Source organism: Brevundimonas sp. NPDC046655, from assembly GCF_044901625.1.
GTDB lineage: Bacteria > Pseudomonadota > Alphaproteobacteria > Caulobacterales > Caulobacteraceae > Brevundimonas.
Genome location: NZ_JBJDPV010000001.1, coordinates 306,552 through 322,113 on the forward strand (window position 1 = coordinate 306,552; position 15,562 = coordinate 322,113).

Annotated in this window: 14 protein-coding genes and 1 pseudogene; 13 read left to right on the plus strand and 2 right to left on the minus strand. The window is 66.5% G+C overall.

Annotation, left to right across the window (positions count from 1 at the left end):
• Nucleotides 1-5 precede the first annotated feature (5 nt).
• From nuoN to ACI2KI_RS01525, 5 genes are read left to right on the plus strand one after another with little or no spacing between them, the layout of a single operon-like run.
• Nucleotides 6-1,448 carry an NADH-quinone oxidoreductase subunit NuoN gene (gene nuoN, locus ACI2KI_RS01505; protein ID WP_404617135.1) on the plus strand — a complete coding sequence of 481 codons (1,443 nt, stop codon included), beginning with the start codon at nucleotides 6-8 and terminating at the stop codon, nucleotides 1,446-1,448.
• 6 nt (nucleotides 1,449-1,454) lie between these two features.
• Nucleotides 1,455-2,201 (plus strand): biotin--[acetyl-CoA-carboxylase] ligase, encoded by a 747-nt coding sequence (locus ACI2KI_RS01510; RefSeq protein ID WP_404617137.1) that lies wholly within the window; start codon nucleotides 1,455-1,457, stop codon nucleotides 2,199-2,201.
• Nucleotides 2,198-2,992, plus strand: a complete 795-nt coding sequence (locus tag ACI2KI_RS01515) for a type III pantothenate kinase (protein ID WP_404618901.1) — start codon at nucleotides 2,198-2,200, stop codon at nucleotides 2,990-2,992. Before ACI2KI_RS01510 ends, ACI2KI_RS01515 begins: the two co-directional genes overlap by 4 nt.
• A 6-nt stretch (nucleotides 2,993-2,998) precedes the next feature.
• Nucleotides 2,999-4,675 (plus strand): ribonuclease J, encoded by a 1,677-nt coding sequence (locus ACI2KI_RS01520; RefSeq protein WP_404617139.1) that lies wholly within the window; start codon nucleotides 2,999-3,001, stop codon nucleotides 4,673-4,675.
• Nucleotides 4,675-5,013, plus strand: a complete 339-nt coding sequence (locus ACI2KI_RS01525) for a DUF3088 family protein (RefSeq protein ID WP_292082659.1) — start codon at nucleotides 4,675-4,677, stop codon at nucleotides 5,011-5,013. Before ACI2KI_RS01520 ends, ACI2KI_RS01525 begins: the two co-directional genes overlap by 1 nt.
• A 204-nt stretch (nucleotides 5,014-5,217) precedes the next feature.
• On the opposite strand, the gene ACI2KI_RS01530 is transcribed toward ACI2KI_RS01525, so the two are convergent.
• The gene (locus ACI2KI_RS01530; RefSeq protein WP_404617141.1) at nucleotides 5,218-5,571 is read right to left on the minus strand and encodes a 5-carboxymethyl-2-hydroxymuconate Delta-isomerase; all 354 of its coding nucleotides are present in this window, start codon (nucleotides 5,569-5,571) and stop codon (nucleotides 5,218-5,220) included.
• 88 nt (nucleotides 5,572-5,659) lie between these two features.
• Here ACI2KI_RS01530 and ACI2KI_RS01535 point away from each other — a divergent pair, with 88 nt between their 5' ends.
• The 4 genes from ACI2KI_RS01535 to ACI2KI_RS01550 are packed head-to-tail and all read left to right on the plus strand — an operon-like array spanning nucleotide 5,660 to nucleotide 9,319.
• Nucleotides 5,660-5,926, plus strand: coding sequence for a DUF1467 family protein (locus ACI2KI_RS01535; RefSeq protein WP_178826887.1), 267 nt, complete (start codon nucleotides 5,660-5,662; stop codon nucleotides 5,924-5,926).
• Nucleotides 5,927-5,986: 60 nt separating this feature from the next.
• The gene (gene proS / locus ACI2KI_RS01540; protein WP_404617143.1) at nucleotides 5,987-7,303 is read left to right on the plus strand and encodes a proline--tRNA ligase; all 1,317 of its coding nucleotides are present in this window, start codon (nucleotides 5,987-5,989) and stop codon (nucleotides 7,301-7,303) included.
• Nucleotides 7,300-8,610: a lipoprotein-releasing ABC transporter permease subunit gene (locus ACI2KI_RS01545; protein ID WP_404617145.1), complete on the plus strand. Its 1,311-nt coding sequence runs from the start codon at nucleotides 7,300-7,302 to the stop codon at nucleotides 8,608-8,610. Before proS ends, ACI2KI_RS01545 begins: the two co-directional genes overlap by 4 nt.
• A complete protein-coding gene (locus tag ACI2KI_RS01550) occupies nucleotides 8,603-9,319 on the plus strand; it encodes an ABC transporter ATP-binding protein (protein ID WP_404617147.1) in 717 nt (238 codons plus the stop codon). Before ACI2KI_RS01545 ends, ACI2KI_RS01550 begins: the two co-directional genes overlap by 8 nt.
• Here ACI2KI_RS01550 and msrA read toward each other — a convergent pair whose 3' ends face one another.
• Nucleotides 9,320-9,955: a peptide-methionine (S)-S-oxide reductase MsrA gene (gene msrA, locus ACI2KI_RS01555; RefSeq protein ID WP_404617149.1), complete on the minus strand. Its 636-nt coding sequence runs from the start codon at nucleotides 9,953-9,955 to the stop codon at nucleotides 9,320-9,322. It lies immediately after the preceding gene.
• A gap of 324 nt (nucleotides 9,956-10,279) precedes the next feature.
• Between msrA and dnaE the strand changes: the two genes are divergently transcribed.
• From dnaE to rpsB, 4 genes and pseudogenes are all read left to right on the plus strand, one after another.
• Nucleotides 10,280-13,735, plus strand: coding sequence for a DNA polymerase III subunit alpha (gene dnaE, locus ACI2KI_RS01560; protein ID WP_404617151.1), 3,456 nt, complete (start codon nucleotides 10,280-10,282; stop codon nucleotides 13,733-13,735).
• Nucleotides 13,736-13,752: 17 nt separating this feature from the next.
• A pseudogene (locus ACI2KI_RS01565) lies at nucleotides 13,753-14,148 on the plus strand (DUF3224 domain-containing protein).
• A 15-nt stretch (nucleotides 14,149-14,163) separates the two neighbouring features.
• Nucleotides 14,164-14,514, plus strand: a complete 351-nt coding sequence (locus tag ACI2KI_RS01570) for a GFA family protein (RefSeq protein ID WP_404617153.1) — start codon at nucleotides 14,164-14,166, stop codon at nucleotides 14,512-14,514.
• Between the two features lie 165 nt (nucleotides 14,515-14,679).
• Nucleotides 14,680-15,525, plus strand: coding sequence for a 30S ribosomal protein S2 (gene rpsB / locus ACI2KI_RS01575; protein ID WP_292082669.1), 846 nt, complete (start codon nucleotides 14,680-14,682; stop codon nucleotides 15,523-15,525).
• Nucleotides 15,526-15,562 lie beyond the last annotated feature (37 nt).

Consider the following 15,562-nt stretch of genomic DNA (forward strand, 5'->3'; position numbering starts at 1 on the left):
GCATAATGACTGATCTGTCTTCCGCCCTTCAACTCGCCGCCCCGGAGCTGACCCTTGCGGTCGGCGGGCTGGTGCTGCTCATGCTCGGCGCCTTCACCGGCGAGAAGTCGACGCGCCTGATCTCGGGCCTGTCTATCCTGCTGCTGGCCGCCGCCTCGGTTCTGGCCGCGGTCGGCCCGCTGGGCACGGCCTTCAACGGCGCCTATGTGGCCGATCCGCTGGCCGTTTACGGCAAGGTCGCCATCTTCCTGTCGGCGGCGGTCGCCATCGTCCTCGGCGACGGCTGGATCCACCGCAACGGAATCGCCAAGTTCGAGTATCCCGTCCTGATCGTGCTGGCCTCGGTCGGCATGTCGATGATGGCGTCCTCGGGCGACCTGATCTCGCTCTACATCGGCATCGAGATGCACTCGCTGGCCCTGTACGTGCTGGCTGCCTATCACCGCGACAACCTGAAGGCCTCGGAAGCCGGTCTGAAGTATTTCGTCCTGGGCGCCCTGTCGTCGGGTCTGCTGCTCTACGGCGCCAGCCTGATCTACGGTTTCGCCGGTTCGATGCGCTTCGTCGACATCGCCGCCTTCGCCACCGCCAACCCGGGCCCGGGCCTGATCTTCGGCCTGGTCTTCCTGATCTGCGGTCTGGCGTTCAAGGTTTCGGCCGCGCCATTCCACATGTGGACGCCCGACGTCTATGAAGGCGCCCCGACCCCGGTCGTGGCCCTGTTCGCCACGGCGCCCAAGATCGCCGCCATGGTGCTGATCATCCGCGTCCTGGTCGAAGGCTTCGGCGTCGCCCACGGTCAGTGGGCCCAGGTCATCATCCTGATCTCGCTGATCAGCTTCGCCGTCGGTTCGTTCGGCGGTCTGATGCAGAAGGACGTCCAGCGTCTGCTGGCCTATTCGTCGATCATCAACATCGGCTACGCCCTGCTGGGCGTGGCGGCAGGCACCGAAGCCGGCGTCCAGGCCACCCTGATGTTCATGACCCTCTACGTCATCGACCAGTTCGGCTTCTTCGCCGTGCTGCTGTCGCTGAGCCGCAATGGTCGTCCGATCCGCAAGATTTCCGACCTAGCCGGGCTGAAGAAGGATCGTCCGCTGACGGCTGTGGCCCTGACCATCCTGTCGCTGTCGGCCGTCGGCATTCCGCCGATGTCGGGCTTCTGGGGCAAGTTCTTCGTCTTCGGCGCCGCTGCTGATGCGGGCTACTGGATGGCCGGCGCCGCCGGTCTGGTCGCCTCGGTCGTGGCCGGCTTCTACTACCTGCGCATCATCAAGGTGATGTGGTTCGATACGCCGGAGTTCGACGTGACGACCGACAAGTCGCCGCTGGAAGCCAAGTGGATCGCCCTCGCGGCCGCCGCCTTCTGCTTCCCGCTGGTGATCGTCGCTCTGACCTGGCTGGAGCCGCTGACCCGCGCCGCCGCCTCGAGCGTCGGCGTCGGGTAAGGGTCTTTGGCCGCCCCGGTCCTGATCCTCGACGAAACCGACTCCACCAACGCCGAGGCGCGACGCCGCGCCGAGGCGGGCGACGGCGGGCCGCTGTGGATCACGGCCCGGAAGCAGACCGCCGGGCGCGGCCGTCGCGGACGCAAATGGGAGAGCGAGAGCGGCAATCTCGCCTCCACCCTGCTGCTGCTGACGCGTAAATCCCCCGCCGAGGCCGCGCAGCTGACGTTTGCCGCTTCGCTGGCCGTGGCCGATCTCCTGGACCGCTATGTCCCGCCGGCCCTTGTCACGATCAAATGGCCCAATGACGTGCTGTTGGATCGGCGCAAGACCTCCGGCATCCTGATCGAGTCCGGCCCGGCGCCGGCTGGCGGCCTGTGGCTGGCGATCGGCATTGGGGTGAACCTGAACCAGACGCCCGGCGACACCGAACGGCCCGCCACCTGCATCGCGGAACACCTGAGCCAGGGCGTCGTCGCCGCGCCGTCCGTTGATGAGGCGGCGAAGGGCCTGGCCGAAACCTTCGGCGTCTGGCTGGATCGCTGGATGACGTTCGGCTTCCAGCCCGTTCTCGACGCCTGGATCGCGCGGACTCCGGGCCTATATGGACCCTGCACGGCGCGGCTGACCAACGAGACCCTGACCGGCACGGCCGACGGGGTCGAGGCGGACGGATCCTTGCGTCTGAAACTGCCGGACGGATCGCTGCGGATTATCTCCGCCGGCGACGTCTTTTTCGGAGAGACCGCCTGATGCTGCTGGCGATCGAGCAAGGCAACACCAACACCCTTTTCGCCGTCCACGACGGGACCGAATGGATCGCCCAGTGGCGCACGGCCACCGACGCCATGCGCACGGCTGACGAGTATGCGGTCTGGCTGCATCAGCTGTTCGAGATGCGCGGCCAGGGACTGAACATGAAGGACCTGGACGGCTGCATCATATCCAGCGTGGTGCCGCAGTCGATCTTCAATCTGCGCAATCTGGCGCGGCGCTATATCGCCGTGGAGCCTCTGGTGATCGGGGAGAACGTCAACCTCGGCATCGAGGTGCGCATTCCCAAGCCCAGCGAGGCGGGGGCCGACCGACTGGTCAACGCCATCGGGGCGCTGCAGGTCTATGAGGGCGACCTGCTGCTGATCGACAGCGGCACGGCCACGACCTTTGACGTGGTGTCGGGCGGCGCCGAGCGGGGGCAGGGGGCCTTCGAGGGCGGTCTGATCGCGCCGGGCATCAACCTGTCGCTGCAAGCCCTTCATGAAGCGGCGGCCAAGCTGCCGCGCATCGCCATTCAACGCCCCGATGTCGTCATCGGGCGCGACACCGTCACCTCCATGCAATCGGGCGTCTTCTGGGGCTATATCGCCCTGATCGAGGGCCTGGTGGACCGTATCAAGACCGAGTGGGGCAAGCCCATGACGGTCGTCGGCACCGGCGGCGTCGCCTCGCTGTTTGAAGGCTCCACCCAATCAATCGACCGGTTCGATCCGGACCTGACCATCCGCGGCCTACTCGAAATCTGGCGGCGGAACACCCATCTCTAGGGACGTATGACAAAGAAAACTCAAAACGACGAACTCGTCTTCCTGCCGCTGGGCGGCTCGAACGAGGTCGGCATGAACTTGAACGCCTATGGCTTTGGCCCGGCGCATGACCGCAAATGGATCATCGTCGATGTCGGCGTGACCTTCGGCGACCCCTCCACGCCCGGCGTGGACGTGATCGTGCCCGATCCGACCTTCCTGGAAGGCGAGAACATCCTGGGCATCGTGTTGACGCACGCCCACGAAGACCACATCGGGGCCCTCGGCTGGCTGTGGCCGCGCATCAAGGCGCCGCTGTATGCCACGCCCTTTACCGCCTATCTGATCCGCGAGAAGCTGCGCGACGCCAACATCCTGGACGATGTCGAGCTGAACGAGATTCCGCTGGGCGGCGACCTGAACCTGGGTCCGTTCGACGTGACCTTCGTCACCATCACCCACTCGATCGCCGAGCCGAACGGCCTGGCCATCAAGACCCCGCTGGGCACGGTTCTGCACACCGGCGACTGGAAGATCGACAACGATCCGGTCGTGGGCGAGCGCACCGACGTCGAGACGATCAAGCGTCTCGGCGACGAGGGCGTGCTGGCCATGGTCTGCGACAGCACCAATGTCTTCGTCGACGGCGTGGCCGGTTCCGAGGGCGACGTGAAGGTGGCGCTTGCCGCGCTCATCAAGGACCTGAAAGGCCGCGTCGCCGTGGGCTGCTTCGCCTCCAACGTCGCGCGCATGGACAGCGTGATCCGCGCCGCGGAGGCCGCTGGTCGCCGCGTGGCCCTGGCCGGGCGCTCGATGCACCGCATCACCGCCGCCGCCAAGTCGGTCGGCATGTTGAGCGACGTAAAGCCTTTCCTCAGCGAACAGGAAGCCCGCGTCTGGCCCGAGGACGAGATCCTGTATCTCTGCACCGGCAGCCAGGGCGAGGTCCGCGCCGCCCTGTCGCGCGTGGCTGAAGGCACGCACCCCTTCATCAAACTGGGCAAGGGCGACCACTGCATCTTCTCGTCGCGGGTCATTCCGGGCAACGAACTGTCGATCGGCCGCCTGCAGGACAAGATGGCCGACCGGGGCGTGCGTCTCTACACCGAGAAGGACCATCCCGGCATCCACGTCTCGGGCCACCCGTGCCGTGACGAGCTGCGCGAGATGTACAGCTGGGCGCGTCCGCGGATCGCGGTGCCGACCCACGGCATGCGCCGTCACCTGATGGAGCACGCCCTTCTGGCCAAGGACATGCAGGTCCCCGAAACCGTGACGCCGCGCAACGGCGACATGGTGCGTCTGGCCCCTGGACCCGCCGCCATCATCGACGAAGTGCCCTCGGGCCGTCTGTTCGTCGACGGCGGCATGCTGGTCGAGGAGGCGGGCGAGGCCCTGCGCGAGCGTCGCCACGCCGCCTCCAACGGCGTTCTGGTCGTCAGCTTCGCCATGGATAAGCGTGGCAAGATCGTCAGCGACATCGACGTGCGCGGCATCGGCCTGCCCGGTGACGCGGACCGTCCTCTGGGCGATATCCTCGACGACCTGGCCGAACGCGCCGAACAGGCGGTTCGCAAGCTGAAGGGCGAGGCGCTCGATGACGAGCTGGTGGTCGAACAGGCCGTCAGTCGCGCCCTGAAGAAGGCCAGCCAGCAGGTCTGGGACCGTCGCCCTATCGTCGAAACCGTGATCCTGCGTCTGTAATGGCGGACCGGCTCTACCTGCTGAACCCCGACTGGTTCGACGATCAGGGCGGGCCCTGGTACTGCCCGCCCGGCGCCCGGATCGAGGGAGTGCTGGGGCTGTACCCGCGCCTGCGCGAGCAGGTTCAGGTCACGCATCTGGATCACCCCCGTCCTCGCGCCGCCGTGGTGGCCGAGGTGGGGGAGGCCAACCAGAGCTGCCCTTTGCTGGTGCTGGACGGCGAATTCGACTGGCCCGACGCTCAGGTCAGCGAAGAGACCGGCGCCCGCTTCCTGCAGGACGACGACATCCTGCCCTATTGGGCGGCCCGCTACGGGATCGGGCGACCACACCCGTAGAAGTGAACCCTTCTCCCGATGGGAGAAGGTGGCCCGAAGGGCCGGATGAGGGTTGGCGATCTGTGTCGGCGTAAGCCGCTGCGCGGCGGATGGACGCCATCGACCCTCACCCTTTGGATGCTCCGCGCCGTCCTTTGGATCACGCAACCGATCGCCTTCGGCGCGCGGGCGCTCAAGCCCTCTCCCAGCGGGAGAGGGAAGGGCCTACAAGGTGACCTTGCGATAGTTGTCCTTGTCCAGCGCCCCGATCTCGACCGAAATCTGCGCCGGGCCGTCATAGGGTTTGATCCCCGCCAGCAAGGCCGCCTGAACCGCTTCGCCCAGCGCCGTCTTCTGCTCCTGCGTCCGACCGGTCAGGATACGCAGGTCGCAGTGGACCATGGCCTGTGCCGGGTCGCCGTCGGCGATGATCAGGTCGTCGCAGCGCACGATGCGCGTCTTGCAGGCCTGGCTCGTCGCGCCGACCACGTCCACGCACAGCTTGTGAATCTCCAGCGCCAGGGCGCGCCAATCTGTCCCGTCGAAATGGGGGGAGTGTTCCAAGGTGATCTGTGGCATGAGGGCGTCCTTAGTTTCGCGCCTTTCCTTAGCCTGCTGATCACGCGGGCGGAATGCGGCAGGCGCCCGAACCGATGGATGACCGCCCATGCCTCTTGGCCCCTTCACCCTGGTGGCGCTGTATCTGACCTCGTGGTGGATCGTGCTGTTCACGATCCTGCCGCTGGGATCGTCCAAGCAGGTCGAGACGCCGCCGACCGACGGCAGCCAGTGGGGCGCGCCCGCTAATCCGCAACTGAAGAAGAAGTTCATCACCACGACCTGGGTCTCGGCCATCGTCTGGGCCTTCATCGTCTTCATCGTCTGGACGGGGTGGATGCCGCTGCCGGACTTCAGCCGCGGACCTGCGCTCTAGCTTTCGCCCCATTCGCCCGGTTAAAACTCGGGCCAGACTGATTTTGCAGAGATTCCCGCCATGCGCCTGTCGCGCTACTTCCTGCCGACCCTGAAAGAAGCCCCCTCCGACGCCCAGATCGTGTCGCACCAGCTGATGCTGCGTGCGGGCATGATCAAGCAGGAGGCCGCCGGCATCTACGCGTGGCTGCCGCTGGGCCTGCGGGTGCTGCGCAAGATCGAGAACATCGTCCGCGAGGAGCAGGTCAAGGCCGGCGCTGTCGAGCTGCTGATGCCGACGCTGCAACTGGCCGACCTGTGGCGCGAGAGCGGCCGCTATGACGCCTATGGCCCCGAGATGCTGCGCATCACCGACCGTCATGAGCGCGAGCTGCTGTACGGACCGACCAACGAGGAAATGGTCACGGATATCTTCCGGGCCTATGTGAAGTCGTACAAGGCCCTGCCGCTGAACCTCTTCCACATCCAGTGGAAGTTCCGCGACGAGCGCCGTCCGCGCTTCGGCGTCATGCGCGGTCGCGAGTTCCTGATGAAGGACGCCTATTCCTTCGATCTGGACGAGGCCTCGGCCCGCATCGCCTACAAGCGCATGTTCGCCGCCTATCTGAACACCTTCTCGCGTCTGGGCCTGAAGGCCGTGCCGATGCGCGCCGACACCGGCCCCATCGGCGGTGACCTGAGCCACGAGTTCATCGTTCTGGCCGAGACCGGCGAGAGCGAGGTCTTCTGCGACCGCAAGCTGGTCGAGATGGACGCGCCGGGCCACAACCTCAGCGTCGAGCAGCTGGAAGGCGTGTTCAACGAGCGTACGGCCCTCTACGCCGCGACCGAGGAAATGCACGACGCGGCCCAGTTCGAGACGCAGACCGCCGAGGGCGACCGCCTGTCGGCGCGCGGCATCGAGGTCGGCCACATCTTCTACTTCGGCACTAAATACTCGGCCCCGATGAAGGCCAAGGTCGCCGGGCCGGACGGTCAGGACACCGAGGTGCACATGGGCAGCTATGGCGTCGGCGTGTCGCGCCTGCTGGGCGCCATCATCGAGGCCAGCCACGACGCCGGGGGCATCATCTGGCCGGACTCGGTCGCCCCGTTCGATGTGGTGGTGATCAACCTGCGCGCCAGCGACGACGCTGTCTCGGCCGCCTGTGAAGACGCTGTGGCCAAGCTGGAAGCCCTTGGCAAGGACGTCCTCTACGACGACACTGACGAGCGTCCGGGCGGCAAGTTCGCCACCGCCGACCTGATCGGCGTGCCGTGGCAGCTGACCATCGGGCCCAAGGGCCTGGCCGACGGCGTGGTCGAACTGAAGCGCCGCGCCACCGGCGAGAAGCAAACCCTGTCGCTCGACGCCGCCCTGGAGCTGCTGACGAAATGACCGACGCCGCGACGGCCTCCACGCCGCCCGCCGTGAAACCCGCCGGTCCCTTCTCCGCCTGGGAGATCGGACTGGCTCTTCGCTATCTTCGCGCCAAGCGCAAGGAGGGCGGGGTCGCCCTGATCGCCATCATCAGCTTCGTCGGCATCATGCTGGCCGTGGCGGTGCTGATCAGCGTGATGAGCATCATGGCCGGCTTCCGCAGCGAACTGCTGGGCCGGATGCTGTCGTTCAACGGGCATATGTATGTCCAGGGGCCGGTGCTCACTTCGCCCGACCGCGAGGCGACGCTGAAGCGGATTTCTGACGTGCCCGGCGTGGTCTCGGTGTCGCCGCTGACAGAATCCCCCGCCATGTTCCGTGCGGGCGGCCAGATGACGGGCGGCGTCGTGCGCGGCGTGCGGCCTCAGGACCTGGCCTCAACTAGGTTCGTCTATGACAGCCTGAAGCCTGAGGAGATCGCATCCTTCGGCCGTGGCGAATACGGCGGCGACAACATTCTGATCGGCAAGGCTCTGGCCGACCAGATGGGGCTGAGCGTCGGCAGCGCCATTTCCATCTATTCGCCGACCGGCGCCGACAGCGCCTTCGGCAATCTGGGCGGTCTGGAAAAGACTTACCGCGTCGGCGGCATCTTCAGCTCGGGCACGGCGGACTACGACCGCGCCTTCATCTTCATGCCGCTGGAACAGGCCCAGCTCTTCTTCGGCAAGGAGGGGGTCTGGGACGTGATCGAGATGAAGGTCGCTGAACCGGATCAGGTCGAGACCCTGCTGACGCCGGTGCAGCAGGCGGCCGGGGCGGGCAGCATCGTCACCGACTGGCGTGTCCGTCTGGCCGCCTTCTGGGGCGCGCTGAAGGTCGAGCGCGTCGCCATGAGCATCATCCTGGGCCTGGTCGTCGCCATCGCCGCCATGAACATCATTTCCGGCATCGTCATGCTGGTGAAGAACAAGACCCGCGACATCGCCATCCTGCGTACCGTGGGGGCCAGCCCCTCGTCGATCCTGCGCATATTCTTCGTCTCAGGCGCGGCCATCGGCATCGGCGGCACCATCGCCGGGCTGGGGCTGGGCCTGCTGTTCTGTCTGAACATCGGCGCGATCCAGCACTTCCTTGAAGCCCTGCTGGGGGTCCAGCTGTTCAACGCCGACGTCTATATGCTGGACGCCATTCCGGCCCTGGTCGATCCGTGGGACGTGACCTGGGTGGCGCTCTTCTCCTTCTTCATGAGCTGCCTCGCCAGCCTGCCGCCGTCGTGGAACGCGTCGCGGATCGACCCGGTGGAGGCCCTGCGCTTTGAATAATCCGCTGAACAAGACGCCGACGCTTCGCCTGCGCGGCATCACCCGCACCTATCCGACCGCCTCGGGCGGACTGACGGTGCTGAAGGGTGTCGATCTGGACATCATGCCGGGCGAGGTCGTTGGCCTGATCGGGCCGTCCGGCTCGGGCAAGTCGAGCCTGCTGCACGCTGCCGGCCTGCTGGAGCGCCCGACCAGCGGTCAGGTCATGATCGACGGCGAGGACGTCGGCGGTCTGGACGAGCGGGCGCGCACGCGCCTGCGCCTGTCACGGATCGGCTTCGTCTATCAATTCCACCACCTGCTGCCGGAATTTGATGCGCGGGATAATGTGGCCCTGCCGATGCGCATCGCGGGTCATTCCGAACCCGAGGCGCGTCGCCGGGCCGAGGCCCTGCTGACTAGCCTGGGTCTGGGCGAGCGTTTCACCCACCAGCCGGCCCAGTTGTCGGGCGGCGAGCAGCAGCGGGTCGCCATCGCCCGCTCGCTGGCCAACAGCCCGCGTCTGCTGCTGGCTGACGAACCGACCGGCAACCTGGACCCCGGCAACAGCCATGCGGTGTTCGAGGCCCTGCGCGAACTGGCCAAGACCACGGGCGTGGCCGCCCTGATCGCCACCCACAACATGGAGCTGGCCGGCCACATGGACCGCGTCTTCGCCCTGAAGGACGGCCATCTGGAAGAACGCGCGGCTGAGAGCCAAGCCTACTAACTAGCCGACGGCGGCGTCGCCCCACAGCGTCCGCAGGCGGGCGCTGCGCCCGCAGCCGATGCGGTAGGCTTCGTATCGGGCCGGGTGTCGCTTGGCGAAGTCCTGATGCTCGGGACCGGCGGACCAGAAGCGCATGGCCGGATAGACCGGGGTAAGGAAGCCCGAGCCCTTGGCCCCCAGCGCGGTCTGTGCGGCCGCGCGCGACGCCAGCGCCGTCGCCGTCTGGGCCTCGGTGGCATAGACCGCCGAGACGTAGGAGGGGCCCTGATCGCAGACCTGTCCGGTGGCGTCGGTCGGGTCGATGGTGCGCCAGAAGCGGTCGACCAGGGAGCGATAGCTGACCACGGCCGGGTCGAACGTCACCAGCACAGCCTCGCGATAGCCGGTGCCGCCGCGCACGACGCGTTCATAGGTGGGGTTGGGCGACGTGCCGCCGACGAAGCCTGACACCGCCGAGCGCACGCCGGGCAGGCCGTCGAATGCCTTTTCCTCGGTCCAGAAGCAGCCGCCGGCGAAGATGGCGGTCTGATAGCCGGGCGGGGGCGGCTCCAGCGGCGCGGCGCTGGCGGGCGCTTCGCCCGGTGAACAGGCCGCCGTCAGGATTACGGCGACGAGGGGCAGAAGGCGCGACGACATGGGCGGCTCCTTGAATCGCTGCGTCCTGCAACATGGGAAGGACGAGGGCGTCTCGCCATGGCGGGGCTCCCATCCGAGCGCTTGCAATGAGAACAAAGAGAGAATATAGAACGTTTCAGGAACAACCGAGCTGGGGATAAACCGATGTCGCGTTGGGTGAGGGATATGCTGTCGCTTGCGTCGTGCGGCGGCTTCGTCTGGATGATCTGGCAGGCGTCTTTCCTGGTGGCGTGATCGCCGCATCGACTCCCTGCATGATCACAACCCGAGCGCGTGGCGGTCGGATATGAGAGGTCTCGTCGATCGGGATCAGCGGAGTTTGTGTTGGCGGAAACGACGAACAGTCAGGGCTTTGTCCATTTGCGGGTCCGCAGCGCCTATTCCCTGCTGGAGGGGGCGATCAAGGCCGGCAAGATCGGCAAGATGGCGGCGGACGCTGGAATGCCGGCGGTCGCCGTCGCTGACCGGGCCAACCTGTTCGGCGCGCTGGAGTTCAGTCAGACTGCCAAGGACGCGGGCGTTCAGCCCATCGTGGCCTGCGCCTTGCCGGTGCTGGGCATCGGCGGGCAGGTCGCCGAGCGCTGGGCCAAGACCCCGACCGTGGTGCTGCTGGTCCAGAACGAGCAAGGCTGGCTCAACCTGTGCGCCCTGTCGTCCGCCGCCTACCTCGACGCGGGCGAGATGTCCGAGCCCGGCGTGCCCTGGGCGCAGGTTGTGGATAAATCGGAGGGGCTGATCCTGCTGTCGGGCGGTCCCGACGGACCGGTTGATCCCCTTTTCGTCCAGAACAAGCCTGCCGAGGCCAAGGCGGCGCTGGTCGAAATGCAGCGCGTCTTCGGCGACCGCTTTTACGTCGAACTGCAACGTCACGGGCTGCCGCAGGAGCCGGCCGCCGAGGCGGGCCTGGTCGAATGGGCCTACGCCAACGATGCGCCTCTGGTCGCCACCAACGACGTCTATTACGCCAAGGCGGCGCAGGCGAAGTCGCACGACGCCCTGCTGTGCATCTCCGACGGCGCCTTCACCGGCCAGGAAGACCGGCGCCGTATCACCGGCGAGCATTGGTTCAAGACCGCCGAGGCCATGCGGACCCTGTTCGCGGACCTGCCCGAGGCTTGCGACAACACCATCGACATCGCTCGTCGCTGCGCCTTCCTGGTCCAGACTCGGGCCCCGATCCTGCCGCGCTTCGACACTGGGGCCGGGCGCTCCGAGGCCGACGAACTGGCGCACCAGGCCCGCGAAGGGCTGAAGCTTCGTCTCGAGAAGAACAAGGCCTACGCGCCCGAGGAAGACTACTGGAACCGCCTCGAATGGGAGGTGGGGATCATCCAGCAGATGGGGTTCCCCGGCTACTTCCTGATCGTTTCGGACTTCATCAAGTGGGCCAAGCTGCACGGCATCCCGGTGGGGCCGGGGCGGGGCTCCGGCGCCGGCTCGCTGGTGGCCTGGTCGCTGACCATCACCGATCTGGACCCCTTGCGGTTCGGCCTGCTGTTCGAGCGGTTCCTGAACCCCGAACGGGTTTCCATGCCCGACTTCGACATCGACTTCTGCCAGGAGCGGCGGGAAGAGGTGATCGACTATGTGCAGGACCACTACGGCAAGGACCGGGTGGCCCAGATCATCACCTTCGGCACGCTTCAGGCGCGGGCCGTGTTGCGCGACGTCGGTCGGGTGCTGCAGATGCCGCTGGGCCAGGTGGATCGGCTCTGCAAGATGGTGCCGAACAACCCGGCCAACCCGGTGACCCTGGCCCAGGCCATTGATCTGGAGCCGCGCCTGAAGGAGGCGCGCGACGCCGAACCAGCCGTCAAGACCCTGCTGGAGACTGCGCTGGAGCTGGAGGGGCTGTACCGCAACGCCTCGACCCATGCGGCGGGCATCGTCATCGGCGATCGGCCGCTGACCGAGCTGGTGCCGCTGTATCAGGACCCACGTTCGACCATCCCGGCCAGCCAGTTCAACATGAAGTGGGTCGAGCCGGCCGGTCTGGTGAAGTTCGACTTCCTGGGCCTGAAGACCCTGACGGTGCTGGACCGGGCGCGCGAGTATCTGGAACGGCGCGGCGCGGCGCCGGAATGGAACCTGCTGCCGCTGGACGACCCCAAGACCTATGAGCTGATGGCCTCGGGCCAGACGGTTGGGGTGTTCCAGCTGGAATCCCAGGGCATGCGCGACACCCTGCGCAAGATGCGCTGCGGGTCCATCGAAGAAATCACCGCCCTGATCTCGCTCTATCGGCCGGGGCCGATGGAGATGATCGACACCTATATCGACCGGAAATTCGGTCGGGCCGAGGTGGACTATTTGCACCCCAGTTTGAAGGAGGTGCTGACCGAGACCTACGGCGTCATCATCTATCAGGAACAGGTGATGAAGATCGCCCAGATCCTGGCAGGCTACAGCCTGGGCGAAGCCGACCTTTTGCGCCGCGCCATGGGCAAGAAGAAGAAGGAGGAGATGGATTTCCAGCGCCTCCGCTTCGTCAAGGGCGCGTCCGAGAAGTCGGTGCCGGAGGCCCAGTCGGGGTCTATCTTCGATCTGGTGGCCAAGTTCGCGGGCTACGGCTTCAATAAGTCGCACGCGGCGGCCTATGCGCTGATTTCGTTCCAGACGGGCTGGCTGAAGGCCAACCACCCGGTCGAGTTCTTCGCGGCGTCGATGAGCCTCGACCTGTCGAACACCGACAAGCTGGCGGTTTTTTATCAGGATTGCCGGCGGTTCGAGATCCCGGTGTTGGCGCCTGACATCAATCGGTCCTCCGCCGACTTCGACGTGGCGTGGAAGGACGGGCAGGGCAGCGTGCTTTATGCTCTGGGCGCCATCCGCAACGTGGGTCTGGAGGCGATGAAGCACGTCGTCGAGGTGCGCGAGGCGGGCGGGCCGTTCGTCGACCTGTTCGACTTCCTGGAACGGGTCGATCCCAAGGCGGTCAACAAGCGGGCGTTGGAAGGTCTGGCCAAGGCGGGGGCTTTTGACAGCCTGAACCCCAACCGTCGCCAGTTGTTCGAACAGGCCGACATCCTGATCGCCTATTGCCAGAGCGTCGCCGCCGAGCGTGCCTCGTCGCAGGTCAGTCTGTTCGGGGCGGATCAGGCCGGGGCCGCTCGGCCGCGTCTGAAGAGTGTCGAGCCGTGGGCAGGGCCGGACAAGCTGGATCAGGAACTGGCGGCGGTCGGCTTCTATCTGTCGGGTCACCCGCTGGAAGACCTGACGCCCGCCTTGAAGCGCAAGCGCGTGACTTTCGTGGCTGAGGCTCAGGGTCTGGCCGAGGCGGGGCACGAGGCCTTCATGATGGCCGGCGTGGTGCGTCGGCGTCAGGAGCGGGCCAGCGCCAAGAGCGGCGAGAAGTTCGCCTTCGTCACCTTCTCGGACCCGACGGGCGAGTTCGAATGCCTGTTCCCGCCGGAACAGCTGCGGCGCTGCCGCGACATCCTCGAGGTCGGCACCTCGGTGCTGGTCAAGGTGCGGGCCAAGTCGGCGGACGGCGAGGTGCGCTTCTTCGGCGACGACGCCAGCCGGATGGAGACCCTGCTGGACGACACCCAGATCGGTTTGCGGGTCGTGCTGTCGGCGCAGTCGGCGGACGCCGAGGCGCTGAAGGCGCGACTGGATCGGGCGCGAGCCCAGGGCAAGGGCGGCGAGGTCTGGCTGCAGGCCACGCTGGGCGGACGGACGGAGATCGAGATCAAGCTGCCGGGCCGCTACCGACTGGACGCGGCCCTGCGCGGGGCGTTGAAATCGGCGCCGGGCGTGGTGATGCTGGAGGACGCCTGATGAGCGAGGGGCTGGTCATGAAGAATGCGCGCGGGACCTTTGAGGTCGTCATCACCCCGGTCCAGCCGGCGGAGGGCGCCGCCTCGGACGCGCCGGGACGCATGCTTCTGGCCAAGACCTTTCACGGCGACCTGACCGGAACGGCCTCCGGCGAGATGCTGGCGACTATGAGCCCCGAGCGGTCGGGCGCCTATGTCGCCCTGGACCGGGTGCACGGCGTCGTCGACGGACGCTAGGGGGCCTTCACCCTGGTGCATCGGGGCCTGATGGATCGAGGCGCGCAGGAACTGCTGATCACCATCGTGCCGGGATCGGGGGCAGGGGAACTGACCGGGATCGCCGGGGTCTTTCACCTGACGATCGTGGACGGCGTCCACAACTACGATCTGGAATACAGTCTGCCGACATCCTGAGGGAGGAGAGCGAACATGGCCGTGCACAAGGGATCCTGCCACTGCGGCGGGGTGGCCTATGAAGTCGAGGTCGGGCTGGAGGGCCTGATCGAGTGCAACTGTTCGCACTGTTACCGAAAGGGCTTTGTCCTGGCCTTCGCGCCGCGAGCTGCATTCCGGCTGACAGCGGGCCAGGAGGCGACGACCTCCTACTTCTTCAACCACCACAAGATCGACCATCGCTTCTGCAGGACCTGCGGGGTTCAGCCCTTCGGTTACGGCGTGGCTCCCGACGGGTCCGAGGTGGCGGCGATCAATGTGCGGACCCTGACGGATGTGGAACCGTGGGGCTGGACCGCCAAGCGCGTGGATGGGCGCAGCTTCTGACTGATTGGCTTGCCTTTTCCGATCAATCCGCCTAGAGAGCGCGCGCACTTCGCACGTGGGCGTGGCGCGGTCCGGGGAGACATCCCGGTCTGCACCGTTCCGAGGGACCGCCCGGTCCTTTTACTCGCTCACGCTAGGTTTGATCGGAAAAAGGATACAACGATCATGGCTCTGCCTGAATTCTCGATGCGTACGCTGCTGGAAGCCGGCGCTCACTTCGGCCACCAGACGCACCGCTGGAACCCGAAGATGGACCGCTACATCTTCGGCTCGCGCTCGAACATCCACATCATCGACCTGTCGCAGACGATGCCGCTGCTGCACCAGGCTCTGGTCGCCGTTCGCGACGTCGCCGCCAAGGGCGGTCGCGTCCTGTTCGTCGGCACCAAGCGCCAGGCCGCCGGCCCGGTCGCCGAAGCCGCCACGCGCTGCGCCCAGTACTACATGAACAACCGCTGGCTCGGCGGCACGCTGACCAACTGGCGCACCGTCTCGGGTTCGATCGCCCGTCTGCGCGAGCTGGAAACCGTCCTGGCCGCCGGCGGCGAAGGTCGCGTCAAGAAAGAGCTGCTGAACCTGCAGCGCGAGAAGGACAAGCTTGAGCTGTCGCTGGGCGGCATCAAGGACATGGGTTCGATTCCGGACATCATGTTCGTCATCGACACCAACAAAGAGTCGATCGCGATCCAGGAAGCCCGCAAGCTGAACATCCCGATCATCGCCATCCTGGACACCAACTCGGATCCGGACGGCATCACCTACCCGGTCCCGGGCAACGACGACGCCGCCCGCGCCATCCAGACCTACTGCGACCTGATCGCCGACGCCGTCCTGGACGGCCTGGCCGCCGGTGCTTCGGCCTCGGGCATCGATCTGGGCGCTTCGGAAGCTCCGGTCGAGCCGATGCTGCGTGAAGCCGCTGCTCCGGCCGCTGCTGAAGCCGCTCCGGCCGGCACGGAAGGCGCTGCAGAAGAACTGCTCGCGACGACTGAAGAAAAGGTCGAGGGCTAAACGTCCTCGAGGTCCGATCGGTGATGGGACCTACGCC

Bases quoted from the DNA above. Each gene is read 5' to 3' on its own strand.
- rpsB (WP_292082669.1), top strand. From the start codon at position 14,680: ATGGCTCTGCCTGAATTCTCGATGCGTACGCTGCTGGAAGCCGGCGCT.
- ACI2KI_RS01545 (WP_404617145.1), top strand. From the start codon at position 7,300: ATGACCGACGCCGCGACGGCCTCCACGCCGCCCGCCGTGAAACCCGCC.
- ACI2KI_RS01570 (WP_404617153.1), top strand. From the start codon at position 14,164: ATGGCCGTGCACAAGGGATCCTGCCACTGCGGCGGGGTGGCCTATGAA.
- msrA (WP_404617149.1), bottom strand. From the start codon at position 9,955: ATGTCGTCGCGCCTTCTGCCCCTCGTCGCCGTAATCCTGACGGCGGCC.
- nuoN (WP_404617135.1), top strand. From the start codon at position 6: ATGACTGATCTGTCTTCCGCCCTTCAACTCGCCGCCCCGGAGCTGACC.
- ACI2KI_RS01525 (WP_292082659.1), top strand. From the start codon at position 4,675: ATGGCGGACCGGCTCTACCTGCTGAACCCCGACTGGTTCGACGATCAG.
- ACI2KI_RS01535 (WP_178826887.1), top strand. From the start codon at position 5,660: ATGCCTCTTGGCCCCTTCACCCTGGTGGCGCTGTATCTGACCTCGTGG.
- proS (WP_404617143.1), top strand. From the start codon at position 5,987: ATGCGCCTGTCGCGCTACTTCCTGCCGACCCTGAAAGAAGCCCCCTCC.
- ACI2KI_RS01530 (WP_404617141.1), bottom strand. From the start codon at position 5,571: ATGCCACAGATCACCTTGGAACACTCCCCCCATTTCGACGGGACAGAT.
- ACI2KI_RS01520 (WP_404617139.1), top strand. From the start codon at position 2,999: ATGACAAAGAAAACTCAAAACGACGAACTCGTCTTCCTGCCGCTGGGC.